General features: G+C 67.3%; 26 protein-coding genes. 9 read left to right on the top strand and 17 right to left on the bottom strand.

What is annotated here, in order from left to right; translation table 11 throughout:
- Positions 1-46 precede the first annotated feature (46 nt).
- Together BIU82_RS15495 and BIU82_RS15500 are read left to right on the top strand one after the other, a co-directional pair.
- Positions 47-1,309 carry an MFS transporter gene (locus BIU82_RS15495; RefSeq protein WP_139146650.1) on the top strand — a complete coding sequence of 421 codons (1,263 nt, stop codon included), beginning with the start codon at positions 47-49 and terminating at the stop codon, positions 1,307-1,309.
- 9 nt (positions 1,310-1,318) lie between these two features.
- Positions 1,319-2,386, top strand: a complete 1,068-nt coding sequence (locus BIU82_RS15500; RefSeq protein ID WP_070350444.1) for a UDP-N-acetylmuramate dehydrogenase — start codon at positions 1,319-1,321, stop codon at positions 2,384-2,386.
- Here the strand turns inward: BIU82_RS15500 and BIU82_RS15505 are convergent.
- Positions 2,383-2,859 (bottom strand): hypothetical protein, encoded by a 477-nt coding sequence (locus BIU82_RS15505; RefSeq protein ID WP_070350321.1) that lies wholly within the window; start codon positions 2,857-2,859, stop codon positions 2,383-2,385. The two genes, BIU82_RS15500 and BIU82_RS15505, sit on opposite strands and share 4 nt — an antisense overlap.
- Before the next feature lie 71 nt (positions 2,860-2,930).
- Between BIU82_RS15505 and BIU82_RS15510 the strand changes: the two genes are divergently transcribed.
- Positions 2,931-4,067, top strand: coding sequence for a winged helix DNA-binding domain-containing protein (locus tag BIU82_RS15510; RefSeq protein WP_070350322.1), 1,137 nt, complete (start codon positions 2,931-2,933; stop codon positions 4,065-4,067).
- A gap of 12 nt (positions 4,068-4,079) precedes the next feature.
- Here the strand turns inward: BIU82_RS15510 and BIU82_RS20210 are convergent, their stop codons facing one another.
- The 11 genes from BIU82_RS20210 to BIU82_RS15565 form a co-directional block, all read right to left on the bottom strand.
- On the bottom strand, positions 4,080-4,265 hold the full coding sequence (locus BIU82_RS20210) for a hypothetical protein (RefSeq protein ID WP_253182801.1): 186 nt from the start codon (positions 4,263-4,265) through the stop codon (positions 4,080-4,082).
- A gap of 306 nt (positions 4,266-4,571) precedes the next feature.
- Positions 4,572-5,714 (bottom strand): aspartate-semialdehyde dehydrogenase, encoded by a 1,143-nt coding sequence (asd, locus tag BIU82_RS15520; RefSeq protein WP_070350323.1) that lies wholly within the window; start codon positions 5,712-5,714, stop codon positions 4,572-4,574.
- A 100-nt stretch (positions 5,715-5,814) separates the two neighbouring features.
- Positions 5,815-6,054 carry an NF038396 family protein gene (locus tag BIU82_RS15525; protein ID WP_070350324.1) on the bottom strand — a complete coding sequence of 80 codons (240 nt, stop codon included), beginning with the start codon at positions 6,052-6,054 and terminating at the stop codon, positions 5,815-5,817.
- A gap of 3 nt (positions 6,055-6,057) precedes the next feature.
- A complete protein-coding gene (locus BIU82_RS15530; protein WP_070350325.1) occupies positions 6,058-6,636 on the bottom strand; it encodes a dihydrofolate reductase in 579 nt (192 codons plus the stop codon).
- Complete coding sequence (locus BIU82_RS15535) at positions 6,633-7,436, bottom strand: thymidylate synthase (RefSeq protein WP_070350326.1); 804 nt, start codon at positions 7,434-7,436, stop codon at positions 6,633-6,635. Before BIU82_RS15535 ends, BIU82_RS15530 begins: the two co-directional genes overlap by 4 nt.
- A gap of 17 nt (positions 7,437-7,453) precedes the next feature.
- Positions 7,454-7,813 (bottom strand): GntR family transcriptional regulator, encoded by a 360-nt coding sequence (locus BIU82_RS15540; protein ID WP_070350327.1) that lies wholly within the window; start codon positions 7,811-7,813, stop codon positions 7,454-7,456.
- On the bottom strand, positions 7,810-9,432 hold the full coding sequence (locus tag BIU82_RS15545) for a hypothetical protein (RefSeq protein ID WP_070350445.1): 1,623 nt from the start codon (positions 9,430-9,432) through the stop codon (positions 7,810-7,812). The genes BIU82_RS15540 and BIU82_RS15545 overlap by 4 nt, the downstream gene beginning before the upstream one ends.
- A gap of 66 nt (positions 9,433-9,498) precedes the next feature.
- Positions 9,499-10,488, bottom strand: coding sequence for an NUDIX domain-containing protein (locus BIU82_RS15550; RefSeq protein WP_070350328.1), 990 nt, complete (start codon positions 10,486-10,488; stop codon positions 9,499-9,501).
- Positions 10,489-10,497: 9 nt separating this feature from the next.
- On the bottom strand, positions 10,498-12,747 hold the full coding sequence (locus tag BIU82_RS15555) for an RNA degradosome polyphosphate kinase (RefSeq protein WP_070350446.1): 2,250 nt from the start codon (positions 12,745-12,747) through the stop codon (positions 10,498-10,500).
- 103 nt (positions 12,748-12,850) lie between these two features.
- Positions 12,851-13,822 carry a mycothiol synthase gene (gene mshD / locus BIU82_RS15560; protein ID WP_070350329.1) on the bottom strand — a complete coding sequence of 324 codons (972 nt, stop codon included), beginning with the start codon at positions 13,820-13,822 and terminating at the stop codon, positions 12,851-12,853.
- A 232-nt stretch (positions 13,823-14,054) separates the two neighbouring features.
- On the bottom strand, positions 14,055-14,753 hold the full coding sequence (locus tag BIU82_RS15565; RefSeq protein ID WP_070350330.1) for a response regulator transcription factor: 699 nt from the start codon (positions 14,751-14,753) through the stop codon (positions 14,055-14,057).
- Positions 14,754-15,044: 291 nt separating this feature from the next.
- Here BIU82_RS15565 and BIU82_RS15570 point away from each other — a divergent pair, with 291 nt between their 5' ends.
- The 6 genes from BIU82_RS15570 to BIU82_RS15595 all read left to right on the top strand — a co-directional run bounded on the left by BIU82_RS15570 (position 15,045) and on the right by BIU82_RS15595 (position 20,728).
- The gene (locus BIU82_RS15570) at positions 15,045-15,779 is read left to right on the top strand and encodes a permease (protein ID WP_070350331.1); all 735 of its coding nucleotides are present in this window, start codon (positions 15,045-15,047) and stop codon (positions 15,777-15,779) included.
- A gap of 163 nt (positions 15,780-15,942) precedes the next feature.
- Positions 15,943-16,542, top strand: coding sequence for an FABP family protein (locus BIU82_RS15575; protein ID WP_070350332.1), 600 nt, complete (start codon positions 15,943-15,945; stop codon positions 16,540-16,542).
- Positions 16,543-16,639: 97 nt separating this feature from the next.
- Positions 16,640-17,359: a flavodoxin family protein gene (locus BIU82_RS15580; RefSeq protein ID WP_070350333.1), complete on the top strand. Its 720-nt coding sequence runs from the start codon at positions 16,640-16,642 to the stop codon at positions 17,357-17,359.
- Between the two features lie 22 nt (positions 17,360-17,381).
- Complete coding sequence (locus tag BIU82_RS15585) at positions 17,382-18,467, top strand: folate-binding protein YgfZ (protein ID WP_070350334.1); 1,086 nt, start codon at positions 17,382-17,384, stop codon at positions 18,465-18,467.
- A gap of 108 nt (positions 18,468-18,575) precedes the next feature.
- The gene (locus BIU82_RS15590; protein WP_070350335.1) at positions 18,576-19,163 is read left to right on the top strand and encodes a PadR family transcriptional regulator; all 588 of its coding nucleotides are present in this window, start codon (positions 18,576-18,578) and stop codon (positions 19,161-19,163) included.
- Positions 19,164-19,171: 8 nt separating this feature from the next.
- Complete coding sequence (locus BIU82_RS15595) at positions 19,172-20,728, top strand: DHA2 family efflux MFS transporter permease subunit (protein ID WP_070350336.1); 1,557 nt, start codon at positions 19,172-19,174, stop codon at positions 20,726-20,728.
- On the opposite strand, the gene BIU82_RS15600 is transcribed toward BIU82_RS15595, so the two are convergent.
- The 5 genes from BIU82_RS15600 to BIU82_RS15620 form a co-directional block, all read right to left on the bottom strand.
- Positions 20,706-21,452 carry a GNAT family N-acetyltransferase gene (locus BIU82_RS15600; protein WP_070350337.1) on the bottom strand — a complete coding sequence of 249 codons (747 nt, stop codon included), beginning with the start codon at positions 21,450-21,452 and terminating at the stop codon, positions 20,706-20,708. The two genes, BIU82_RS15595 and BIU82_RS15600, sit on opposite strands and share 23 nt — an antisense overlap.
- A gap of 70 nt (positions 21,453-21,522) precedes the next feature.
- Positions 21,523-22,548 carry a 6-phosphofructokinase gene (locus BIU82_RS15605; protein WP_070350338.1) on the bottom strand — a complete coding sequence of 342 codons (1,026 nt, stop codon included), beginning with the start codon at positions 22,546-22,548 and terminating at the stop codon, positions 21,523-21,525.
- Between the two features lie 227 nt (positions 22,549-22,775).
- Positions 22,776-23,030, bottom strand: coding sequence for a PspC domain-containing protein (locus BIU82_RS15610; protein WP_070350339.1), 255 nt, complete (start codon positions 23,028-23,030; stop codon positions 22,776-22,778).
- Between the two features lie 49 nt (positions 23,031-23,079).
- A complete protein-coding gene (locus BIU82_RS15615) occupies positions 23,080-23,349 on the bottom strand; it encodes a hypothetical protein (RefSeq protein WP_253182802.1) in 270 nt (89 codons plus the stop codon).
- A gap of 1 nt (position 23,350) precedes the next feature.
- Positions 23,351-24,742, bottom strand: coding sequence for a PspC domain-containing protein (locus BIU82_RS15620; RefSeq protein WP_083292374.1), 1,392 nt, complete (start codon positions 24,740-24,742; stop codon positions 23,351-23,353).
- Between the last annotated feature and the right edge of the window lie 97 nt (positions 24,743-24,839).

Raw genomic sequence — 24,839 nt, forward strand, 5'->3', positions numbered from 1 at the left:
CGAAGGCGCCACCGCGGCAGACATTGCCCGGTGGCGCTTTGCTGTCATGGCTGCCTACGGGGCCAGCGGCATCGCCGCGGCGTCCTGGGTTTCCCGCTTGCCCGCCGTACGGAACGGCCTGGACCTCACACCGGCCGCGGTCGGGCTCATCCTGCTATGCCTGACGGCGGCTTCCTTCACAGCGGTGTCCGTCTCCGGCCTGGTGGTACTCCGGCTCGGCTCGGCACGCGCGGCGCGGATTGCCTGCGTGCTCAGCGGCAGCGGCCTGTTCCTCCTGGGCATCGGCACCTCGGTGCTGTCCAGCCTGGTGGTGGCCGCCTGCGGGTTGGCGCTGCTTGGCCTGGCCAACGGCTGCTACAACACCGCGCTGAACGTTGAGGGCGCCGCCGTCGAGCGCGCACTGGGCAAGCACGTCATGTCCTGGCTGCACGGCTCCTTCAGCCTTGGAACCGTGGCCGGTGCCGCCTTGGGAGCCTGGGCGGCCGCCGCGCAGCTGTCCGTCGCCTGGCACCTGGGCCTGGTGGGCGCCGTCGCGATCGCCACTGTGCTGACCGCCAGCAGCGCCTTCCGGGCGGACCTGGAACGCAGCGGTGGCCGGCCCCTGCAACGAAAGCCGCTGCGGCCGCGGAAAACGGACACCTTCGAAGACCCCACCACCGGTCCGCTGCCGGTCATCAACCCCGCACTGGCCTCAGAGGCCGCCTCCTTGCACGGCAAGAAGCTGGTCGCCATGGCCTGGCGCGAACCGCGGACCATCGTACTCGGCTTGCTTGTCCTCGGACTCGCCCTCTCCGAGGGGGCCGCGGGCGACTGGGCGGCCCTCGCACTGGCTGACGGCCATGGCCAGAACGAGGCTGCGGGAGCTGCGGGCTACGGGGTGTTCGTGACCTTCATGACCGTGGGGCGGTTCGCCGGCACCTTCATGCTGGACCGCTTCGGCCGGGTCGCGGTCATGCGGTGCTGCGCCGCCACGGCCTTCGCGGGGCTGGCACTCTTCGTCCTTGCCCCGGTCCCAGGGCTCGCCTTCGTGGGCCTCGGCTTGTGGGGCCTGGGCACCTCGCTCGGCTTCCCGGTGGGCATGTCCGCCGCCGCCGACGATCCCGTCCACGCCGCAGCCCGCGTTTCCGTGGCCTCGACCATCGCCTACGGCGCGTTCCTGTGCGGGCCGCCTGCCCTGGGCTTCCTCGCCGAGCATTTCGGCATCCTGCATTCCCTGCTGGCGGTGCTGTTGTTCCAGGCCTTGAGCTTCTTCCTGGCGCCTGTGCTGCGCCCGGCCACCGCGCCGCAGCAGGCACGCACCGCAGGCTAGACTCGATTGGTGACCCAGACGCTGCTTTCCGACCTGACCACTGCCGCCGTGGGCGGCCCTGCCGCCCGTTACCTCGAGGCCTGCAGCGAAGCGGAAATCATCGACGCCGTCCGCTCCACCGACGCCGCGGGGGAGAAGCTGTTGATCGTCGGCGGCGGCTCCAATCTCCTCGTCGCCGATTCCGGCTACCCCGGCACCGTGCTGAAAATCGCCTCCGAAGGCTTCACCGTGAACTCCGAAGACAGTTGCGGCGGCGTGTCCGTGGTGGTCCAGGCCGGGCACAACTGGGATGCCTTTGTTGAGCACGCGGTGCTGCACGCCTGGTCCGGCGTCGAGGCGTTGTCCGGGATTCCCGGGGCAACGGGGGCCACTCCGGTGCAGAACGTGGGTGCCTACGGTGCCGATGTTTCACAGACCATCGCCTCGGTACGCACCTGGGACCGCGAAAACAACGCGGTGAAGACGTTCAGCAACTCGGAACTGAAGTTCGGCTACCGGGATTCGATCCTGAAGCAGAGCACCACGGAGGGCTCGCCACGGTACGTCGTCCTCAGCGTCGAGTTTCAGCTGCCGCTTGGCAGGATGAGTGCTCCCATCCGCTACGCTGAGCTGGCCCGGGTCCTCGGCGTCGAACCCGGCAAGCGCGCCTACGCCAACGATGTCCGGCGCGAGGTGCTGCGCCTGCGCGCCTCCAAGGGCATGGTCCTGGATCCCGCTGACCGGGATACCTATTCCACCGGCTCCTTCTTCACCAACCCCGTGGTTCCGGTGACCGACGCCGGAGAGCTCCCGGAGAACGCTCCGCGCTACCCGGCCGGGACGGACGGGCTGGTGAAGCTGTCCGCGGCCTGGCTGATCGAACACGCAGGCTTCGCCAAGGGCTACGGACTGGACCCGGAAAGCGTATCCGGCGGACGTGCTTCCCTTTCCACCAAGCACACCCTCGCCATCACCAACCGCGGCAACGCCAGTGCCGAGGACATGGCGGCGGTCGCGCGCGAGGTGCGGCGCGGCGTCGTCGAACGCTTCGGTATTGAGCTGCACCCGGAACCGCTGCTGATCGGGCTGGAACTCTAGGACCCGGCGTTCCCGCTGCCCGGTTTGTTCAGCAGCAGGAACGTCAATCCGCAGTCCACGGCTCCGAGCAGGAACACCTGGCTGAACGCGCCGCTTTGCGGCGAGGGCCCCGTGGAGGATGTCCACCCTGCGGCGGCAAAGCCCGCCACCGCCACCAGCATCACGACGGCGGCGAGCAGGAAGCTGCGGGCCTGCTCTTTGCGTGCGCTCCCGTTGCTCGGGCGGAGCTTTTCGGCGCCTGTCCGGCGTGCGGACGGCTGGGTGAAGACCGCAAGGAGCAGGAGGAGGGCGGAGGCCACCGTGGCCGTGAGCCCGGCTGCCTGGATGGCATGCGTTTCCCGGCTGAGCCGTACTCCCGAACCGACCGCGACGGCCAGCCCGCAGGCGATCCCGACGGCGGCTAGCAGCCAGCCAGCCCCCGCCAGGCGCCTGCTCAGGGGCCGCAGCAGCGCGCCGCTTTCACCGAAAAGCATGCCCCCAGCCTAGGAACCGCGGCTGGGCGGAGGCTGGAAGCCCGGTGGGCGCCACCCCCTAGGATGAGGACATGGTTTCCGCCACGCCCCGCGTCACCGCCAAGACCATCGGCCGCCTGAGGCTCGCCAGCCAAGGGCTGCTGGGCGGGGTTCCGGGCCGGGACGCAGCATTCGCTTCCGTGGACGAATGCGTCAGCCACCTGACGGCCATGCAGGCCCAGGACCTGGCCTCCGCGTTGTGGGCTGTGGGGCAGCGGGTTCCGGGAAGTACTCTCAGCCAGGTGCGGGCGGCCTTGGACGCGGGAACGGTGGTTCGCTCCTGGCCGTTCCGCGGCACCCTGCACCTGGTTCCGGCGTGGGACCTTCGCTGGATGCTTGGCATCACGAGGGAACGGATGTTCAGGGGTGCGGCGGGCCGGCACCGTGAATTGGGCATCACGGCGGACGATATCGCCCACTGCCGGGACATCGCCGGCGGGCTGCTGGCAAGCGGGAGAGGCGCCACGCGGGAGCAGCTCTTCTCAGCATTCGAGGAACACGGCCAGATCACCAAGGCCCAGCGCGGCGTGCACCTGCTCTGGAGCCTGTGCCTGAATGCCTGGCTGGTGCAGGGACCCATGGCCGGCGCGGAAGGAAAAGCCGCAGGCCAGCAGCTCTTCATGCCGTTCGAGGAATGGATTCCGGCGTCCCGTGATCCGGGGCGCGAGGACGGTATATCGGAGCTCCTGCTGAGGTACTTCCGCGGGCATGGTCCGGCCACGCTGGACGACTTCTGCTGGTGGACGCAGATCCCCAAGACCGAGGCGAAAGCCGCACTGGGAAGGATCCGAGCGGACGTGGTGGAGCTGGAGTTCGGGGGAACCTCCTATTGGCTCTCGCCTGAGGCTGCCGCACTGCTCGACGACGGTGTTCCCGGCGCGCGTACCCTGCTCGCCTTGCCGGGGTTCGATGAATTCCTGCTCGGCTACAAGGACCGCAGCCTGGTGCTGGCGCCCGGGCATGCGCAGAAGGTGGTGCCGGGTGGCAACGGAGTCTTCAAACGGATGATCGTCTCCGGGGGCACAGTGATCGGCACCTGGGCGAAGAACGGCACCGGCCGGAATGCCGCCGTCATGCCCGAACCGTTCGGGACGGACGGCCTGGCGCCGGCCGCGGCACGGGCCTTCGAGGCACAGGCGGCGAAGTACCTGGCGTTCCAGGCGGGGTAAGGCAGAACGGCCCTAGTTGAGCTGGCGCGGGCTGGGCTCCGGGATTCCGCGTTCGCGGCGGATCCGCTTGGCCGCAAGCTCGCGCATGGCCAAACGGGCAGCGTAGGCCACACAGCCGAGGCTCAGTACGGTCAGGAACAGGGCACCCCACAGCGGGTCCTGGCCTGTTGGCGCGAAGACCAAGACCACCGAGAACACGGCGCGATGCCGGCGAACACCACGGCCAGGATCCACATGCCCCACCAGGACGTGACGGTCGGCCCGGAGCCGGTCCTGGCGATGCCAATCTCGTCCTCGGCATAGCTGTAGAGATCGCCGTTCATGGTCCGGTAGAGGCTGCGCCGTTCACCCCGAGACAGTGCGTCTTTGTGGAAGGCTTCCATTTTCCTGTCCCGCTGGTCCCGTTCGCGGTCAAAAACCATTGCAAATCCCCCTGATATCCCGGATCCGAAAAAGGCCGGGGCCCGGCGGAACGGATTCCGCCGGGCCCCGGCCCTGAAATTTCTAGAGGGTGCCGGTGGCGATCTTCAGCATGCGGCGCAGCGGCTCGGCCGCGCCCCAGAGGAGCTGGTCGCCCACGGTGAAGGCGCTGATGTATTCCGGGCCCATTTCGAGCTTGCGGATACGGCCTACCGGGATTTCCAGGGTGCCGGAGGCGGCCACGGGGGTGAGGTCCGCCATGGAGGCTTCCTTGGTGTTCGGAACCACCTTGGCCCACTCGTTGTCCTTGGCCAGGAGTTCTTCGATCTCGGTGACGGACAGGTCCTCACGCAGCTTGAGGGTCAGCGCCTGGGAGTGGGAGCGCATGGCGCCAATGCGCACGCACAGGCCGTCCATGGCGATGTGGTCCTTGCCCTCGGTGCCCTTGCCGGTGCCGAGGATCTTGTTGGTCTCCACGCCGGCCTTCCATTCTTCCTTGGACTGGCCGTTGCCGAGGTCGGCATCGATCCACGGAATCAGGGAACCGGCCAGCGGCACGCCGAACTGGGTGGCGTCCACGCCGGTGCGCTGGGTGGCGAGCACCTTGCGGTCGATTTCAAGGATGGCCGACGCCGGGTCCTCAAGTTCGCTGCTGACCTCGTTGTTGAGCGTACCGAACTGGTTGAGCAGCTCACGCATGTGGCGGGCGCCGCCGCCGGAGGCGGCCTGGTAGGTCATGGAGGTACCCCACTCCACCAGGTTGTTCTTGAACAGCCCGCCAAGGCCCATGAGCATGCAGGACACGGTGCAGTTGCCGCCGATGAAGTCCTTCACGCCACCGGAAAGGCCGGCGTCGATGACGTCGCGGTTGATGGGGTCCAGCACGATGATCGAGTCGTCGTTCATGCGCAGGGTGGAAGCGGCGTCGATCCAGAGGCCGTCCCAGCCACGGCTGCGGAGTTCGCCGTGGACCTGCTTGGTGTAGTCGCCGCCCTGGGCGGTGACAACAATGGGCAGCTTGGCCAGCGTCTCGATATCGAACGCGTCCTCGAGCTTGCCTGCGCCGTCAGCAAACGACGGCGCGGCACCTCCTGCGTTCGAGGTGGAGAAGAACACCGGGTTGATGTTGGCGAAGTCGTTCTCTTCCTGCATGCGGTGCATCAGGACCGAGCCGACCATGCCACGCCAACCGACCAGTCCAACGGACGGATTAGCTGCTGTAGTCATTTGACCAGTTTAGACTTTCGCGTCACCGAGACGCTGTCGGTTACGTCACGGGGACATACACGACGGCGGACACACACGACGGCGGCGCCGCCCGCCGGCGTTACTGCCCGCCGTCGTTCTGCTGCAGAAGGGCGGCCTCCTGCAACAGCGCAGCCTTGCGGGCACGCAAGGCGAAGAAAGCGCCGAAGGCGAAGACCTGGGTGACCACCACCAGCACGATGATGCCCACGATCTTGTTGCCGCCCAGGATCATGGTGAGTCCCATGATCGCGGAGACAAGGGCGAGCAACGGCAACAGCATGTAGCCGAGCACGAACAGGGTTTCAGGTTTCTTCAGCATTCCTCAGTCTTCCGTCCGGCGCCACGTGGCAATCCGGTATTTGGTGCCGTTCTTCGACTCCAGCCAGCCTTCCGCTGGATCCGTCGATTCGCGCCGCCAGTGCTCCCCGAGTTCGGGAGCGTAGGTGTCGCCTTCAACATCCGAGTCGATTTCCGTAACCACCGCAACGTCCGCCAAACCCATGGACTGGCGGTAGATCTCGCCGCCGCCCACGATCCAGACGTGGTCGTTGCCGGGCGCGAACTGCGATTCCAGCAGCGCCTCGTCCAGGGAGGAAACGACGACGGCGCCCTCCGCCTCGGGCGTGCCTGCCCAGCCTTCCTGCCTGGTCACCACAATGTTCGTGCGGCCGGGCAGGGGCCGGTACTTCGGCGGGAAGGACTCCCAGGTCTTGCGGCCCATGATGACCGGATGCCCGGTGGTCAGCGAACTGAAATGCTTCAGGTCCTCTGGCAGGTGCCACGGCATGGTGCCGCCCCGGCCGATGACGCCCTTGGTGGTCTGTGCCCAGACCATGCCGAGCTGCGATGCGGATTCGCGGCTGTCCGGCGACTCCGCCTTGTGCGAAGGATGCCCGCTCATACCGCCACCGGTGCCTTGATGGTGGGGTGGTGCCGGTAGCCGAGCACCTCGAAGTCCTCGAAGCGGTAGTCGAAAATCGAATCCGGCTTCCGGGTGAAGCGCAGCTGCGGGTATTCGTACGGCTCGCGGCGAAGCTGCTCGGTGACTTGTTCCAGGTGGTTGTCATAGATGTGCACATCGCCGCCGGTCCAGACGAACTCGCCCGGTTCCAGACCCAGCTGCTGGGCCACCATCATGGTCAGCAGCGCGTAGGAAGCGATGTTGAACGGCACGCCCAGGAACATGTCTGCCGAGCGCTGGTAGAGCTGGCAGGAGAGCTTTCCGTCCGCCACGTAGAACTGGAAGAACGCGTGGCAGGGCGGCAGTGCCATGTCCTTGATTTCGGCGACGTTCCAGGCCGAGACCAGGTGGCGGCGGGAATCGGGGTTCGCTGCCAGGCCCTTCATGAGCTCGGCGATCTGGTCCACGTGGCCGCCGTCGGGGGTGGGCCAGCTGCGCCACTGCACGCCGTACACGGGGCCGAGCTCGCCGTCCGCGTCAGCCCATTCGTCCCAGATGCTGACGCCTTGTTCCTGGAGCCATTTCACGTTCGATTCGCCGCGGAGGAACCACAGCAGTTCCAGCGCGAGCGACTTGAAGTGCACGCGCTTGGTGGTGATGAGGGGGAAACCCTCGCTGAGGTCGAAGCGCAGCTGGCGGCCGAAGACACTCCGGGTGCCGGTGCCCGTGCGGTCCGACTTGTGGGTTCCATTGGCCAGGACATCGCGAAGAAGGTCTTCGTACGGGGTGGGGATGCTCACGGGTCCAGCTTACTTGCTTACTGCAGCCGCCCCCTGAGAAGTTGGACGAGAGATTCGCCATCCAGCCCGGCCTTGCGGCCCGCGTCCACCAAGCGGTCGACGGCGGCCAGCACGTCCGCCGTCGGAGTGTCCGCCGGGGCGAGGACGACGGTGCCGTTCCGCCGGCGGGTCTCGATCAGGCTGGCGGCCTCGAGTTCCTTGTAGGCACGGGCCACGGTGCCGGCGGCAATGCCGAGGTCCGCGGCGAGGCTGCGGACGGTGGGCAGCCTGCTGCCCGGCGGCAGCGAGCCGACGGCGATCAGCGAGCTGAGCTGCGAACGGATCTGCTCATACGGAGGCACCGCTGAGCGCAGGTCGAGCGAGATTCCGGCCGTCAAGGCGCGGTGCTTTCGAGCCGGGGCCCGGCCGGCCGGGGGAGCGCGCGCAGCAGGGACCGGACCGGCGTCACGGCGATGGCGACGCCCAGGGTGGCGATGATGGCGCCGGCGGTCATGATGGCGGGTTGATCCTGCGGGACAAAGCTTGTGGGCTCCTCGAAAAGGGGTGTAAAGGCGTGGCTGAGCATCATCAGCAAAACGCCGGCCTGGACCACGAAGTAGGCGGCGAGGGTGCGGGCGGCGCGGTAGACCGCGATGGCGCGCAAGGCGCCGTCCAAGCCCGTGCCTTCCCCTGAGGCAGGGATGGCACGACGGCGCACCGTCCATAGCGCCGCAGCGCCCGCCAGCAGGACGACTGCCGTGAGCCCGGCGACGGCGGGCCAGGCCGGTGCCTCATACAGCCTGGCCTGGCCTATCGCTGTGAGGACCAACACCAGGAGAAGCAACGCTGCGCCGGTGATCGCGGTGCCCAGCAGCCCGCGCGAGACCGGCTGCCGTGGCCAGTCGACGGCGGCCTCCGCGCTCCCGTAGTTCGTACCGGTGAGCAGTTCCCCGGCGGCGATCGCCAGCAGGATGAGCGCGGCGATGACGGCTACCCATCCGGGCATGCCCCAGCTTCCGGCTTCGGACAGCGCCGGAATCAGGAACAAGCCCGCGAACAGGGGGAGCGCGGCGATCACGCCGAGCCACGCTCCGATCGATACCGAGAGCCGGGCCGCCGGATGGCCGATCCTGTGAGGCAGCGCCGCTTCACGCTGCTTGTCGATGGCCGCCAGAGATGGCAGCTCTCCGTGCCGCCACCGCCACATGACGAGCAGCACGATGATATTGGCCGCGGCCGCTGGGTTGAACATCGACGACGGAACGACGCCGGGCGGTGTCAGCATGGCAAAGTTTCCCGCCACCGCCGCCAGTCCGGAAGCAACAGTGGCCACCGTCCGCAGCAGCCGGTTCATGGCGAGCGTGCGCAGCGCGCGGTTGTCGTCGGCGTCGAGCGTTTCGAGCTGGCGGCGGTGGGCGATCAGCCAGAGGACCAGCAAGGTTCCGATCGCCAGGAAGAGCAGGGCGCCGCCGAGCCAAGCGGCCAGTTCGGCCCCGGGGATCCTGCCGGGTTGAGCTGGGCGGATGTAGCCGCCGTCGGGAGCGGTGGCCGCCTGAACCGCTTCGAATCCCGGCATGCCGGAGATCCACGCGAGCGTCGCGGTGGTGCCGGCGAAGATGACCGCAGTGGTCCACGCCAGGCCGCGCGGCAGGAAGTCGCGGATGCGCCGCACGGACAGTTCGGCGTGCCGCCGCGGTTGCCGGGGCGCGGGGTAACTCCACTGGCCGATTGCGTGCACCACCAGGGTAGCGGCGACGGGCCAGCCCAGCACCATCAGGAGCTGGTCCGGTGTGTTCGGGGCGGTGTCGGTGCCCGGCGGGATCTGGCCTGCGTGCATGGCGCCGTGCAGCGAGCTCGCCATCCAGCCGATGATCCCCACCCAGAAGGCGTGCTGCGAAACACTGCTCGCGGTGCTGCCCGTCCGCGGCGCCCACACCACGAAACGCAGGAACATGTACACGACAACCGCGCCCGCGGCCGGAAGCAGGAACGCCAGCCGCGGCAGAGTGAATTCCATGATGACAACCCCCAATTTTGTATCAATGTACTAAGTGTTTGATACAAAGCGGGGTTGCGTCAAGGTTCAGTCGTCAAACGGTTTGAACTGCTCGACGGCGACAATCCGGCCGCCGTTGCCGCGCGTCACCTGGCAGACAATCATCTCGCCCGGAGCCAGGTAAGGATCCTCTCCCGGCAACAGCGCGTTCAGTTCGGCGCCCATGTGACCGCCCAATGTCTTGAGGATGGTGGGCAGGGTGGGCCGGTGCGTGCAGACGATCACCGGCTGCTGCTTGTCGAACAGCCCGGAGATGATGTCCGCCGTCTTCTTCGGTTTGCGTTCGTGGGCGTGCTCGGTGAGGGACTCGGAAAGCTTGACCTTGGCTCCCACGGCTTTCGCATAAGGAGCGATGGTGGCGACGCAGCGGGTCCACGGGCTGCTGACCACCCGCATCGGCTTCCACGCCTGCAACAGCCGCTGCACCGCGAGGGCCTGCCGCTGCCCGGTGGCGGCCAGGGTGCGGGCGCCTTCGGCCTTGGTCCATGAGGAACGCGGCTTGGCCTTCGCGTGGCGGAGCAGGATGAGCGGCCAGGTGTCCAGCTCGCGGTTGGCGTGGGCCTTGGCGAGTTCCTTGAGGGGGACCACATCACCGGGGTTGCTGAGGAACTGGGCGGCCCGGTCCGGGCTCGCCCACATCACGGCGTCCACTTCCTTGCCGTCAGGCTTCACCCCGTTGCCGTTTCCGTTGCCGCCGTTGGGGTTCACCTGGACGGCCCAGTAGTGCACTTCCTTGAGCCCCGCAGATACTCGGTAGTGGATGGAAGGCAGCGGAATGCCGAGCGTGGCATTGAGGCCGATCTCTTCCCGGACTTCGCGCACGGCGCATTCGGGAATGGTTTCGCCGGCGTCGATCTTGCCCTTGGGCCAGGACCAATCGTCGTACTTGGGCCGGTGGATCAGCAGGACCTCCAGGGCGCCCTTGGTGATCCGCCACGGGATGGCTCCCGCCGCGGTGACGGCAACGGTCTCGCCGGGATGGTCGCTCTGGTCCGCGACCGGGGTATCGCTCTTCACTGCTGCAGCCTACCGCCGGGACGCTGCCCGCTGGCGCGACCGGGAGTCCAGGAGCCAGGACTGGATGTCCAACAGAGGTGAGCCGTCCTCGGCCAGGTGGTGCCGGGTCCACTCGCCGTGTTCGTCCAGGTGCCAGCTTGCGGTCCCGGGGTCGAGGTAGCGGCGAAGCAGGTCCAGGACCTGTGTGGTGTCCTCGCGGCTGGACAGCTGGACCAGGGCTTCCACCCGACGGTCCAGGTTGCGGTGCATCATGTCCGCCGAACCGATGTACACCACAGGGTCGTTGCCGTTGGCGAAGGCGAAAACGCGCGAGTGCTCCAGGAAGCGGCCAAGGACCGAGCGGACCGTGATGTTTTCGCTCAGGCCCGGAACGCCCGGGCGAAGCGAGCAGATGCCGCGCACCAGCACGTCCACTTTCACTCCGGCCTGTGAGGCGCGGTAGAGGGAGTCGATGATGGCCTCGTCCACCATGGAGTTCACCTTGATCTGGACCCGCGCGGGAATGCCGGCGCGGGCGTTGCTGATCTCGGTTTCGATGCGGTCGATCAGCCCGGAGCGCACGGATCGCGGCGCCACCAGCAGGCGCTTGAAGGTGGACTTGGGGGCATAGCCGGACAGCTGGTTGAACAGCTTGGACAGGTCTTCGCCCACCTGCTCATTGGCGGTGAGGAGGCCGAGGTCCTCGTAATACCGGGCCGTGCGCGGGTGGTAGTTGCCGGTGCCAATGTGGCAATAGCGGCGCAGCCCGTCCACTTCCTGGCGCACCACGAGCGAGAGCTTGCAGTGCGTCTTGAGGCCCACGATGCCGTACACCACGTGCACGCCCGCCTGCTCCAGCTTGCGGGCCCAGGAGATGTTGGCCTGCTCATCGAAACGGGCCTTGATTTCCACCAGGGCCAGGACCTGCTTGCCGGCTTCGGCGGCGTCGATCAGGGCGTCGACGATCGGCGAGTCGCCGGAGGTGCGGTAGAGGGTCTGCTTGATGGCCTGGACCTTGGGGTCCGCGGCGGCCTGCTCAAGGAAGGCCTGGACCGACGTCGAGAAGGAATCGTAGGGGTGGTGCAGCAGGATGTCCCGGCGGCGCATCGCGGCAAAGACGTTCGCGGCCTTGGAGGTTTCCGATTCGTTGAGGAAGCGCGAGGTGTGCGGAACATGCTTGGGGTAGTGCAGGTCGGCGCGGTCGATCCCGGCGATCACGGACAGTCCGCGCAGGTCCAAGGGGGCGGGGACCGAGTAGACCTCGGATTCCTCGATGCCGAGCTCGCGGATCAGGAGGGCCCGGATGTTCGGGTTGATGTCCGTGGTGACCTCAAGGCGGACGGGCGGACCGAAGCGGCGGCGCAGGAGTTCCTTTTCAAGGGCCTGCAGCAGGTTCTCGGCGTCGTCCTCTTCGACCTCGACGTCCTCGTTGCGGGTGACGCGGAAACTGTGGTGCTCCACCACCTCCATACCCGGGAAGAGCTTGTCCAGGTGGACGGCGATGACCTCTTCGAGCGCGATGAAGCGGGCCACGCGGCCCGGTACCGCGCCGGCGCGGGGGCCGTCGATGGAGATCAGGCGGGGAAGCTGGTCCGGCACCTTCACGCGGGCGAAGAGTTCCTTGTCGCTCACGGGGTTGCGGACGATCACCGCCAGGTTCAAGGACAGGCCCGAGATGTACGGGAAGGGGTGCGCCGGATCCACGGCCAGCGGGGTGAGGATGGGGAAGACCTTCTCGCTGAACATGGTGCTCAGGCGGTGGCGGGCGTCGTCGTCGAGCTCGTCCCAGTGCATGAGGTGGATGTGCTCGTAGGCCAGGGCGGGGCGGATCTGCTCGGCGAACACGCGGGCGTGGCGCTCCTGCAGCTTGTGCGCGGCGTCGCCGATCTGCTCCAGGACCTCGATGGGGCTCAGGCCCGCGGGGGAGGGCACGGCCAGGCCGGTGGCGATGCGCCGCTTGAGGCCGGCCACGCGGACCATGAAGAACTCGTCCAGGTTGGAGGCGAAGATGGAGAGGAAGTTGACGCGTTCCAGCAGGAACAGATCCGGGTCTTCGGCGAGCTCCAGGACACGGGCGTTGAAGGCCAGCCAGCTCAGTTCCCGGTCGAGGAAGCGGTCAGGCGAAATATCGCCCTCAGGTTCCAGGGACGGGGCGAATTCGGGAATGTCGATGCGGTCCTGCGTTGCCCGGGATGCGGGCACTTCGGAGGAGCCGAAGCGGGAAGGCAAAGTGGAGCCTTTGACCTCAGTCTTGGCCGTTCCTGCCGGTTCCGGATTCATCGGATTCTCCTTCATTCAGAGCGGGTGTCCTTCAACCCTACAAGTATCTCCGCCATGCGGAATTCCCCGTGACCGGTGCATGAAGCGCAGGGCCCGGGGTACGTTAAATGTTTGTTAACGGCCCGTACATCACGTCGGCATCCCAGCGGACGAAGCCCAGTTTCTGGTAAAGGGTGACGGCGGCCGTGTTGTCCGCGTCGACGTACAGCATCACCGCGTGCAGCTGCTGCTGTCCGAGGTGCCGGATGCCGGCAACAGTCAGGGCCTTGCCGAGGCCCAAGCCTTGCGCCGCCGGAGTCACTCCCACGACGTACACCTCGCCGATCGGCGGATGGCCGCCGTGGGCGGGATGCGCCTTGGTCCAGTGGAAGCCGAGCAGTTCGCCCGCGCTGTTTTCGGCCAGCAGGAAACCAGCCGGATCGAACCAGGCTTCGGCCATCCTGGCGTCGAGGTCTGCCCGCGTCATGGCGCCCTGCTCGGGGTGGTGTGCGAACGCCGCCTTGTTCGCCGCCAGCCAGGCGTCCTCATCCCGGCCCGGCTCAAAGGCGCGGAGCGTCACGCCGTCCGGAAGGCCGGCGTCGGGCAGGTCCGCAGCGGTGGCCATCAGGCGCATGCGGAGCAATTCGCGGACCGGGCCGTAATCGAAACGGGCGGCCAGCCGGGCGGCCGCAGCATGGTCCCCATGGGACCAGGCGTTCAACCCGGCCAGCCCGCGGGTTTCCAGCAGGCAGGAGATCAGGCGGCCGGCCACGCCCTGGCTGCGGTAGCTCGGGTGCACCACCATTTCCAGGACACCGGTGCCGTTGCGTTCTCCCACGACGACGGCGACGCCGGCCAGGTCCTCGCCCGTGGCGGGATCGCTGTCTTCATCCGGGGCGTAGAGCGCCAAGGTGCTCAGCTCGTGCTCGCTGGAGCCGGCACCGCGCAGCAGCACAAGCGTCTGTTCGGACAGCGGAGGGTTGCCGTCGGACTCTTCGGCGGCCGCGGCCAGGGTCCTGATGTCCCTGAGCAGCTCCGGCTCCGCGGCGCCGTCGACAGCGAGGACCGGCCAGTTTTCCGGATGCGCAAGACTCATACAGCAAGGCTATACGTCCTGCGGCGGAATGCACCCGCACCTTTCGTTTTGCCCTCACGGCAGCCACCCTGTAAGGTCTATGTTTCGTCCGGCTCTTCGGAGCGGGATGCGAGGGGGATCCGCCAGTGGGGCGGCCTCGATACGTTCGACCCGTATGTCCTCCACAAAACAGGGAAGGCCCGGACTCAGTCCGGGCCTTCCCTTTTGTTCGTACTGGATTTGTACTGGAGCCTCAGGCGTCCGACAGTTCGTCGTCGGGCAGCCGGACGAGGGTCAGTCGGTATCCGACGTTGCGGACCGTGCTGATGAGGTTCTCGTGGTCCGCGCCGAGCTTGGCGCGCAGGCGCCGGATGTGCACGTCCACCGTGCGGGTGCCGCCGTAATAGTCGTAGCCCCACACTTCGGTGAGCAGCTGCTGCCGTGTGAAGACACGGCCCGGGTGCTGGGCCAGATACTTGAGCAGCTCGAATTCCTTGAAGGTCAGGTTAAGCGGCTGTCCGCTGACCCGTGCGGTGTAGCTCGCTTCATCGATCACGACGCCGGCCGCGCGGATTTCGCTCTGGGTTTCCTCTTCTTCCGGCACGGCGCGCGCCATGGCGAGGCGGATCCGTGCCTCCACCTCGGCGGGGCCGGCGGAATCCAGGACGATGTCGTCCACGGACCAGGCCGAGGAGACGGCGGCCATGCCGCCTTCGGTGAGGATCAGCATGAGCGGAGCGCTGAGGCCCGTGGCCTTCAGGAGCTGCGTCAGGGAGCGGGCGCCCACCAGGTCCTTCCGGGCGTCCAGGAAGACGACGTCGGTGGGATCTGTATCCAGCAGGGCCGTGGGCTCCGCGGGCAGGATGTGCACGCGGTGGTTCAACAGTTCCAGGGCCGGCAGGATGTCCACGGACGAGCCGGGGCTGTTCGTCAGGAGCAGGATGTGCGACATAGTTCCTCCAATGGGCGGGCCGCGCATCATCGGGCGTCTGGACCGGGCTTCCACCGGCGTCTGACAGCGTCGCGGAATGCCGGAGATCCCCGTTGCGAGGGCCTTGAAGAAGCCCGGCACTACGATCGCTGTTGACATTTGAGTATACCTGCCGGGCGAATCCAAGGCATGGAATGGCGCCCTTCGCCGTGACTTCGACGACATATTTCTGCCGCATAGGGCAGGATGGGCGAAGGATGTTCAACGCCGGGTCCGCTGCAGAACGCAGGCCGCAATGAAGTCAGGAACGCAGTGAAGTCTTGGAGCATCGGGGTCGTCGGCCTCGTCACACTCGCGGTCATCGTCGCCGGATCGTACGCCCCGGCCGGGGTCATGACCGGCGTCGGGATCGTCGCCGCGGCCGTCATTGGAATCGGCTGGCCGCATTTCCTTGCTGTGCCTGCGAAGAAGACCCTGGCCACCGTCATTGCCCTGAGCGGCATGGGTTCGGCGGTGGCTGCTGCCTACGCCCCGGCGCCCGGGTTCCTCGACTACGTTCCGGCGTTCATCGCGGCCGGTGTCATTGCCGTCTTCGTCGTTCAGCTGGTCCGCGGCACCGGCCAGGCGCAGCGGCTGGAATCCACCCTCGGAAGCTGCGCGGGCGTCCTGCTCAGCTGCCTCGGCGCCGGCTGGATTGCCAGCGTGCGCTTCAACGGGGTGCAGGAAATGGTGTTGGTGGCAGGACTCAGCGCCGGGGTGGCGCTGCTGGCCGGGCTGCTCCGCTGGCCGGACCGGATCGTCGCGCCCTTGGGCATCGCCGCCGCCGGCCTGGTCGCGCCGCTCGCCGGCCTGGTTTTCTCGACCATTTCCGTTCCGGCTGCTGCCGTGGTGGGCGTGGTCATGGGATCGGTGCTGCTCAGTTTCCGGCGCATGGTCACCCTGCGCCCGGGGCGGCTGAACCTTCCGGCAGTGCTGGGCATGGGCGTTGCGCCGGTCTGGGCGGTGGGTTCGCTTTGCTACTTCATCGACAAACTACTCATCTACTAACCGTTAGGATGGCATCATGTCTGTTGTCGCATATGAAATCTTCTTCCTTGTCCTGCTCGGCCTCGCCAGCATCGCCATGGCATGGTTTGCCGGCTTCGTCGTCTACCGCCTTTTCAAGGGCCAGAAGTAAATAACCGCCTTCCGTCCTTGAGGTAGAACTGCTGTGCCCATCGAAATTCCCACGGATCTGACCCCCGAACTCGTTCCCCTGTCCTGGCTCATTGGTGAGTGGGAGGGCCGCGGACGGCTCGGCAGCGGCGAAGAGGACTCCGAGCACTTCATCCAGCACGTCTCCTTCACCCACAACGGACTCCCGTACCTGCAGTACCGAGCCGAAAGCTGGCTCAGCGACGAGCAAGGCAACAAGCTGCGTCCGCTCTCCGTGGAGACGGGGTTCTGGGCGCTGGAACGTGAACTGGTGGAGGCCGACGGCGGCCCTGGCCTGATTCCCGCGGAAATCGTTCCGGCGCTGAAGACCGCTGACGACGTCGAGGCCCGCCGCAACGCCGACGGCGGCTTCGACCTTTCGGTCACCATCTCCCACCCCGGCGGAATCACCGAACTGTACTACGGCCAGATCAAGGGCCCGCAGATCCAGCTCAGCACGGACATGGTGATGCGCGGCAGCCATTCAAAGGAATACACCGCGGCTACCCGGATCTTCGGCCTGGTGGACGGCAACCTGCTCTGGCGCTGGGATGTCTCCACCCCGGGCAAGTCCCTCGAAGCGCACGCCTCGGCCTTCCTGAACAAGGTCTCCTAAGGCAAAGGTTTCCTAAAGGGTTCCCCGGCGAACGGGTTTCCCCGGCGGCCGCCCCGGAGCACCATGGTTCCTATGAACCAGCCGAAGGAGTGGTCCGATGCCTGAAACGAAACCCGGCGGCTACGCGGGGCTCAAGGCGCTGTTCTTCAACGGCACCCTGAAGCCATCGCCGCAGCTCAGCAACACCGACGGCCTGATCGACCTCAGCCGCCGCATCATGGAAAAGCAGGGCGTCAGCACCCGGCTGATCCGCACGGTGGACCATGACATCGCCCCGGGCGTCTACCCGGACATGCGCGAACATGGCTGGGCCAGCGATGAGTGGCCGGACATCTATCCCGCTGTCCAGGAAGCGGACATCGTGGTTCTGGCCGGCCCCATCTGGCTTGGCGACAACTCGTCCCAGACCAAGAAGTTGATCGAACGCCTCTACGCCCATTCCGGCGAGCTCAACAGCAAGGGCCAATGGGCGTACTACCCGAAGGTCGGCGGCTGCCTGATCACGGGCAACGAGGACGGCATCAAGCACTGCGCCATGAATGTCCTGTACAGCCTCCAGCACATCGGCTTCACCATTCCTCCGCAGGCTGACGCCGGCTGGATCGGAGCCGTGGGGCCCGGGCCCAGCTACCTGGATGAAGGCTCCGGAGGTCCGGAGAGCGACTTCACCAACCGGAACACCACCTTCATGACCTGGAACCTCCTGCATATGGCACGCCTGCTCAAGGATGCCGGCGGCATTCCCGCCTATGGCAACCTGCCGGCCGAATGGAAGGCCGGCACCCGTTTCGACTTCGAAAATCCGGAATACCGCTAAGCCCAAAGGACTTCTACTGGATATGACTTACAAGAGCCCTCTGTTGTCGCGCCCGGGCGCGGTCGAAGGTGGAGGCGCCGACGCCGGCGTCGCTGCCCACTACGGTGAGCCGCTGCGTGAGCAGCGCGCCCTCGCCGCCGGGACCGCCGTCGTCGACCTTTCGCACCGCGGAGTGGTCACCGTGACCGGACCGGACCGCCTCAGCTGGCTCAACACTCTCTCCTCCCAGCAGCTAAGCAACCTGCGACCGCATGTTTCGAGCGAACTGCTGCTGCTGACCGTGCAGGGCCGGATCGAATTCGACGCGCGGATCGTGGACGACGGCGAAACCGCCTGGCTGCTGGTCGAAGCCGCGGAGGCGGCCCCGCTGGCGGAGTGGCTGACGAAAATGAAGTTCATGCTGCGCGTGGAGGTCGCCGACGTCTCGGACGACTGGGCCACCGTCGCTTCCACCCGCCCTGTGGAGGAGTGGTCCGGCCGGATTGTGTGGGAGGACCCCTGGCCCCATGTGGGCGCTGGCGGGTACTCCTACAGCGTGGCCGCGGAAGAGGAGCACCCGGGCCTGGAACGGCCCTGGTTCGAGTACCTCATCCCGGCGGCTGAGCTTGAGGGCGCGGTGGAGGGCAAGGCTTTGGCGGGAACCATGGCCTCGGAGGCGCTCCGCGTTGCGGCCTGGCGCCCGCGGCTCGGAGCGGAGACCGATGACCGTGTCATCCCGCACGAACTCGATCTGCTGCGCACCTCGGTCCACCTGGCGAAGGGTTGCTACAAGGGGCAGGAAACCATTGCCCGTGTCCATAACCTGGGGCACCCGCCGCGCCGGCTCGTGTTCATGCAGCTCGACGGCTCGCTGCACACCCTGCCCGTGGCCGGCAGCGACGTCCTGGCCGGTGAACGCAAGGTGGGAACCCTGACGTCGGTGGCCCAGCACTACGAAATGGGCGCCATCGGACTGGCCCTGGTCAAGCGCTCCGTGGACCCGGCCGAGGTGCTCTCCGTGCAGGACGGCGAGGAACGCTATGCGGCGGCCCAGGAAGTGATCGTCGCTCCCGACGCCGGGCAGGTGGTGGGGCGCCAAAGCGGATTCCTGAAGGGTCCGCACCGCTAGCAGGCCACGCAGGGTGTCCAAAGTTACACGGTGATGCCTTGCGGCCATATATTCCACGTGGAATAGTCGTGTTGGAATAAGTACCACGACGAGCGGACGGGAACAGGAATGGCGCGTTCACCCTTGTCTCCCTTGGGAGTGGCCGTCCTGGCACTCCTGATGGAAGCGCCCATGCATCCCTACGAGATGTACCAGCTGCTGATCGCGCGCCATGAAGACAGGTTGGTGAAGGTCCGGCCGGGAACCCTGTACCACGCCGTGGGACGCCTGGAAACGGACGGGCTGCTTGAGGCCACGGGAACCGGCCGGGACGGACGCCGCCCGGAGCGCACCACCTACAAGATCACCGACGCCGGCCGGGCCGCCCTGTCCGAACGCCTGGCGGGGATGCTCTCCGACGCCGTCAACGAGTACCCGGTCTTCCCGCACGCGATCGCCGAGGCACACAACTTGCCGGCCGGCGTCGTGCTCGAACTCCTCGACGCCCGGCTCGCAGCGCTGGAAGAGCGCCTCGCTGTCCTGTCGACGGGCCGCGAAGCGGTCATCGCCAAAGGGGTCGAGCGGCGGTACTGGGTGGACGTCGAATACCGGCAAGCCATGCTGCGCTGCGAGATCGACTGGATCCGCGGCTTCCAGGCCGAACTCCGCAGCGGAGAGTTGCCTTGGCAGCCGCCCGCAGGCACAAGCACAGACTAAGGAAACCCATGGAACAAGTAGCCAAACCCTGGCCCGCCCTCTGGTCCCTCGTCATCGGTTTCTTCATGATCCTGATCGACTCCACCATCGTGTCCGTGGCGAACCCGCGGATCATGGAGGGCCTCAACGCCGACATCAATGCCGTCATCTGGGTAACGAGCGCCTACCTCCTGGCCTACGCCGTCCCGCTGCTCATCACCGGCCGGCTCGGCGACCGCTTCGGCCCCAAGAACCTCTACCTCAGCGGCCTGGTGGTCTTCACCTTGGCTTCCCTCTGGTGCGGGCTTTCCGGCGACGTCGGCATGCTGATCGCCGCCCGGGCCGTCCAAGGTTTCGGCGCAGCCATGATGACGCCACAGACCATGGCCGTCATCACCCGGATCTTCCCGCCGGACCGCCGCGGCGCCGCGATGGGCCTGTGGGGTGCCACGGCCGGCATGGCGATCCTGGTGGGACCGATCCTCGGCGGCGTGCTGGTGGACGGCCTGGGCTGGGAGTGGATCTTCTTCGTCAACGTGCCCATCGGACTGATCGGCTTCCTCCTGGTGACCCGCTTCGTGCCGTCCCTCGCCACCCACAGCCACAAGTTCGACATCCCGGGCGTGGTGCTCTCCGCCGTCGGGATGTTCCTGCTGGTGTTCGGCATCCAGGAAGGGCAGACGTACCACTGGGGAACCGTCGTCGGGCCGGTCACTGTCTGGGGCCTGATCATCGCGGGCATCGTGGTCTTGGGGCTCTTCGTGGTGTGGCAGCGGATCCTGGAACGCCGCGGCGGGGAGCCGCTGCTGCCGCTGGGGCTGTTCAAGGAGCGGAACTTCTCGCTCGGCAACGCCACCATCATGGCGGTCGGCTTCACCATCACCGCGTTCCCGCTGCCCACGATCTTCTACTACCAGGTGGTCCGCGGCCTCACGCCCACGCAGTCCGCGCTGCTCATGATCCCGATGGCCGTGATTTCCGGCGTCATGGCGCCGTTCGTGGGCAAGCTGATCGACCGGGTCAACCCGCGCTGGTTCGCCGCGTTCGGCCTCGTCTGCCTGTCCGTGGCGCTGTTCTGGACGGGGGCGCTCCTTACGCCGGATACCCCTATCTGGATGTTCCTGCTGCCGAGCGCCCTGCAGGGCGTTGCCAACGGGTTTATCTGGGGCCCGGTCTCCAACGCGACCACCCGGAACCTTCCGCCCCGCCAGGCCGGTGCCGGTTCGGGCGTCTTCAACACCACGCGGCAGATCGGCGCCGTGCTTGGCTCGGCGGCCATTGCTTCGTTGATCCAGGCCCGCCTCGCCGCCGAACTTCCGGCCCTGCCGGGCGGTGCTCCCGTGGGCGAGGGCACCGGCGGCGGGCAGTTGCCTGAGGTGCTGCATGCGGGATTCTCGACGGCGATGGCGCAGTCGGTGCTGCTGCCGGCCTTTGCGATCCTGCTCGGAGCCGTGGCTGCGCTGCTGTTCGGCAAGCCCAAGGCCATCCAGGACTGGGGCGCGCAGGCGCCCGGGCCCCAAGCAGCGGACACAGGCGCAGCGGACGCTGGCGCCGCCGACGACGCTAGCGCAGCAGCACCGAAGTGACGGTGCCGCCGTCGGCGAATCCCAGGCCCCTGGCGAGGGCAAGTGCCCCGCGGTTGTCCAGCGCGGTGCGCCACTGGAGGGTCAGGCCGGCGGCGAGTGCCTCATGTGCTGCGATGGACGTGGCCAAGGTGCCCAGGTGTTGGCGGCGCAATTCGGGCCGCACAAGCACGCCCATATCCGCCAGGATGCCTTCCCATTCCGCGTAGGCGGCGCAAGCTACCGGTGCGGCGTCGTGGCCGGGCCCGTCCATGACCGTGAAGCAGTGCCCCATGGACGTCAGCCTGGCCTCGTTGACATCGTCCGGAGGGCATAACCCCTCGAGCTGGATGGCTTCAGGGTGGCCGTGGGACACAGTCACCTCGCCGCGGGGCTGCGCGAGGGGAAGGTCATCGGCGAACAGCAGGGCCGAGGTGCCCAGGCCGTGGCCTCCGTGCTCCCTGCTCAGCCGGAGCAGGGTGGAATGGTCGCTGAGTTCCTCGTCGTCGTAGTCCGCCGCCGCGTCAATGGCCCAGGCGGGGCCCGTCAACGCCGAATGGCCGAACAAGCGGACGAAGGTGATGGCTGTGGCCCCGGGGTCTTCCCGGACCAGCCGTTCGCCGCCCGCCACGCCACCGCCGTCGGACGGAAGCGAAAAGCGCACATGCGCGAAGGCGGCGTCGTCGAGCCCGAGATGCCGCGCCCAGGCGAGCAGGACGATATCGGCAGATCCCTCAGAAAATCCCATGGAACGAGTCTAGGCATCCCTGGCCGGGCTGCTTTATCCGAGCAGGCCCGTGCTCAGCCGAACTACCCGCTCAGCCGAACAGTACGGCGGCTTCGTCGTAGCGGTGCTGCGGAACGGTCTTCAGCCTGCCCAGCGCGGCCTCGAAGCCGACGTGCACAATGTCCGTGCCGTTGAGCGAAACCATGGTTCCCCAGCGCCCTTCCACCACGGAATCGATGGCGGCCATGCCCAGGCGCGTAGCCAGGACCCGGTCGAAGGCGGAAGGGACGCCGCCGCGCTGGATGTGGCCAAGGATGGTGGCCCGGGTTTCGATGCCGGTGCGGGCCTCGAGCTCCGGGGCCAGCTGGTCCGCGATGCCGCCCAGGCGCGGGCGGCCGAAGGTGTCCAGGCCGCGCTCGGAGTGCGGGGCTTCCATGTGGTCCGGCACGAAGCCTTCGGCGACCACAACGAGCGGGGCACGGCCACGGTCGTGGGCTTCCTTGACCCATTCGGTGATCTGGTCGATGGAGACCTTCTGCTCGGGGATGAGGATGGCGTGGGCGCCGGAAGCCATGCCCGCGTGCAGGGCGATCCAGCCGACGTGGCGGCCCATGACCTCGGCGATCATGCAGCGGTGGTGGGATTCGCCGGTGGTGCGGAGCCGGTCGATCGCTTCGGTCGCGATCTGCACGGCGGTGTCGAAGCCGAAGGTGTAGTCGGTGGCGTCGAGGTCGTTGTCCACGGTCTTCGGCACGCCCACGATCTTTAGGCCGGCGTCGGTCAGCCGCTTGGCCGCGGCCAGGGTTCCTTCGCCGCCGATCGCGATCATGGCGTCGATGCCGAGGCGGTCCATGTGGCCCTTGATGACCTCGGGGCCGCCGCCGTTTTCGAAGGGGTTGGTCCGCGAGGTGCCCAGGATGGTGCCGCCCTGCTTGGCGATGCCGCGGACCATGGTGCGGGGGATCTCCATGATGTCGCCCTCGACCACGCCGCGCCAGCCGTCGCGGAAGCCAACGAATTCGTGGCCGTGGATGGCGATGCCCTTGAGGACGGCACCGCGGATCACGGCATTGAGTCCGGGGCAGTCGCCGCCGCTGGTGAGGATTCCAATTTTCATGAGCGCTCAAATCCTGGCTAGGAGGTACACGTGCTGAGCGCCACGCTGAGCTCCCCAAGATTGTAGGCGACGATGTGGGGTAGGACACAAACCTGTCCGCCAGCCGGTATGAGCTTTCGGAAACAATGCCGCAATATTTGCCCGAGGGCGGAGCTGCCGCCAGTGTGTCGGGGTGGACGGCGGCATGCCCCCGCGGCCGCAACCGCGGGGGCATGGGGGTCCAGGGGTCAGGAGCGGTTGCCGCGTTCCGCCAGGAAGGATTCCAGTGCGATGGTGCCGTCCTGGGCCGGCAGCAGCAGCCAGGCCACCAGGTAGACGACGATCGCGGGTCCCGGCAACAGGCAGAAGAGCAGGAACGCCACGCGCACATAGGCGACGTCCACATTCAGCTTGGCCGCGATACCGCCGCAGACTCCGCCGAGCCAGCGCTGCGGTCCGCGCTTGAGGCCGATGCTTCGTACGATGCTGAAGAACTTGTTCATGCTTTGAGCCTTCCTTGTCTGCCTGGCTTTGTCACGGTCTGCGGTGCTGTCATGCGGGAGGTCCGTTGCGTTTCCGTGTTCCGGCCGAGACCAGGCCGCCGATGATCAGCGCGGCACCGGCACCGATCATGAGCCCGATCAGTACGAGGTTTCCGTCGAGGGCCACCAGGCCCAGTTTGGAGATGACGATCAGTGCCGCGAGGGCCATGACGACCAGGCCCCACACGACCGTGCCGACCCGCGGCCCCTTCTCCTGGAGCGGCCCCTGTTCCCGGACGGTTCCGTCGGCCTGGCCGGTTCCCTGTTCCTGCGTATCCATGTCAGTGTCCTTCCTGGATGGTGACGTTGCTGAAGGTGCCGTCGACTTCGATCACCAGGCTCGCCCCCGGCTTGTCGGTGTTGAAGGAGCGGCTTTCGTTGCCGCGGTCGTTGCCCAGGGAACTGCCATCGCCGTCGCCCTTGAGGTTCCCGAAGGTCATGTCCGCCTGGATTTCCACGGGTACGGTCTCAGGCACCAGCACCTTGATATTGCTCGCGGTGATGTCGAGCGGCACCACCACGTTGGATTCCAGGGGCTCGTCGAGGTCGAGGGTGGTCAGGTCAACGGTGCCGTTGGCGCCGGTGATGTCGTAGCCTTCGCGGGCGTCGGAGATGGTGAGTGGCGTCCATTGCGTGTTTTGCAGGGGGAAGCGGTCGCCGCGCGGGACCACGTTGAAGATTCCACCGATCACCAGCGCCGCGACGGCGAGGAAGCCGAGCAGGCCGGAGGTCCTGCCCCGCAGCCCGGCAACCAGGATGCCAAGCCCCAGTACGGCAGCGCCGCTGGCCCAGACCACCGCATTGGCGGCGTCGCCCAGCTGAAGGGTGCCCCCGGCGTCGAGCAGCTTGATGGTGCCGCCCACCAGCAACGCCGCTCCTGCGGATACCGCCACAATTGCCCTTCCGGGTCCCTGCTTGCGCGGGCCGCTCGGGTGTCCGCCGGTCCAGTGCGGCGGTGCCGGTGTGCCCGGACCATTTGGATTGCCCGACGACGGCGGCGCGCCGTGCGGCGGAAGGTGGCCGGCCGGGGGAACGGGGTGAGCCGTGGTGCTGTGAACGCTGGTGTTGTGCACGGAGGCGCTGTGCGGGCCGTGCATGCTGCCGTGCGGAGCGTCGGGAGCTGCCGCCGCGTAGTACTGCTGTCCTGCGTATTGCTCTCCCATGGTGTTTCCCCCGTCTCGGTTCTTGTTGCGTTGGACCAGGAAGTAGACCAGGCCGGCCACCGCCGCGATCCAGAAGAGCACCCAGAACAGCCCGGGCAGGCCGTCCCAGCCCCAACCCCAGAAACCGCGGCCCAGGCCGGGCAGTCCGATGATGGTGGTGATGACGGCGCCGGTCATGCCTGCGGTCCAGCGGCCGGCGCCCGCTTCCTGGGCATGGATGCGGCCGTCCGGCTCCGGCAGCAGGGCCCAGGCAATGCCGTAGGCCAGGACGCCGATGCCGGCGAAAAGCGCCAGCACGACAAAGATGCCGCGCACGATCAGCGGATCGATGCCGAAACGGTGGGCGATGCCGCTGGCGACGCCACCGATCCAACGGTCCTGGCCCCGGGCGATGCCCTGGCTGCGGATCCAATCGAAGAAGTTCTGCTGGGGCCGGGCGCCGGGTTCTCCGGCAGGGCCCTGCTCCTCGTGGTCTTGTCCGGATGTTCCGGGCATGCTGTTCGGGTTCATGCTTCGATCCTGCCGTTCCGGTGCCCGCCGCCTCTACTGGGGGATACCCTGATCCTTCCCTGAGGGACCCCGGGGTTACCCCGGTTCCGGGGCTACG

The organism is Arthrobacter sp. SW1, from assembly GCF_001766675.1.
In the GTDB taxonomy this organism is placed as follows: Bacteria; Actinomycetota; Actinomycetes; order Actinomycetales; family Micrococcaceae; genus Arthrobacter.

Bases quoted from the DNA above. Each gene is read 5' to 3' on its own strand.
- BIU82_RS15585 (WP_070350334.1), top strand. From the start codon at position 17,382: ATGACTTACAAGAGCCCTCTGTTGTCGCGCCCGGGCGCGGTCGAAGGT.
- mshD (WP_070350329.1), bottom strand. From the start codon at position 13,822: ATGAGTCTTGCGCATCCGGAAAACTGGCCGGTCCTCGCTGTCGACGGC.
- BIU82_RS15620 (WP_083292374.1), bottom strand. From the start codon at position 24,742: ATGAACCCGAACAGCATGCCCGGAACATCCGGACAAGACCACGAGGAG.
- BIU82_RS15525 (WP_070350324.1), bottom strand. From the start codon at position 6,054: ATGCTGAAGAAACCTGAAACCCTGTTCGTGCTCGGCTACATGCTGTTG.
- BIU82_RS15590 (WP_070350335.1), top strand. From the start codon at position 18,576: ATGGCGCGTTCACCCTTGTCTCCCTTGGGAGTGGCCGTCCTGGCACTC.
- BIU82_RS15565 (WP_070350330.1), bottom strand. From the start codon at position 14,753: ATGTCGCACATCCTGCTCCTGACGAACAGCCCCGGCTCGTCCGTGGAC.
- BIU82_RS15545 (WP_070350445.1), bottom strand. From the start codon at position 9,432: ATGGAATTCACTCTGCCGCGGCTGGCGTTCCTGCTTCCGGCCGCGGGC.
- BIU82_RS15580 (WP_070350333.1), top strand. From the start codon at position 16,640: ATGCCTGAAACGAAACCCGGCGGCTACGCGGGGCTCAAGGCGCTGTTC.
- BIU82_RS15610 (WP_070350339.1), bottom strand. From the start codon at position 23,030: ATGAACAAGTTCTTCAGCATCGTACGAAGCATCGGCCTCAAGCGCGGA.
- BIU82_RS15600 (WP_070350337.1), bottom strand. From the start codon at position 21,452: ATGGGATTTTCTGAGGGATCTGCCGATATCGTCCTGCTCGCCTGGGCG.
- BIU82_RS15510 (WP_070350322.1), top strand. From the start codon at position 2,931: ATGGTTTCCGCCACGCCCCGCGTCACCGCCAAGACCATCGGCCGCCTG.
- BIU82_RS15605 (WP_070350338.1), bottom strand. From the start codon at position 22,548: ATGAAAATTGGAATCCTCACCAGCGGCGGCGACTGCCCCGGACTCAAT.
- BIU82_RS15615 (WP_253182802.1), bottom strand. From the start codon at position 23,349: ATGGATACGCAGGAACAGGGAACCGGCCAGGCCGACGGAACCGTCCGG.
- BIU82_RS15505 (WP_070350321.1), bottom strand. From the start codon at position 2,859: ATGCTTTTCGGTGAAAGCGGCGCGCTGCTGCGGCCCCTGAGCAGGCGC.
- BIU82_RS15495 (WP_139146650.1), top strand. From the start codon at position 47: ATGGCTGCCTACGGGGCCAGCGGCATCGCCGCGGCGTCCTGGGTTTCC.
- BIU82_RS15555 (WP_070350446.1), bottom strand. From the start codon at position 12,747: ATGAATCCGGAACCGGCAGGAACGGCCAAGACTGAGGTCAAAGGCTCC.
- BIU82_RS15595 (WP_070350336.1), top strand. From the start codon at position 19,172: ATGGAACAAGTAGCCAAACCCTGGCCCGCCCTCTGGTCCCTCGTCATC.
- BIU82_RS15530 (WP_070350325.1), bottom strand. From the start codon at position 6,636: ATGAGCGGGCATCCTTCGCACAAGGCGGAGTCGCCGGACAGCCGCGAA.
- asd (WP_070350323.1), bottom strand. From the start codon at position 5,714: ATGACTACAGCAGCTAATCCGTCCGTTGGACTGGTCGGTTGGCGTGGC.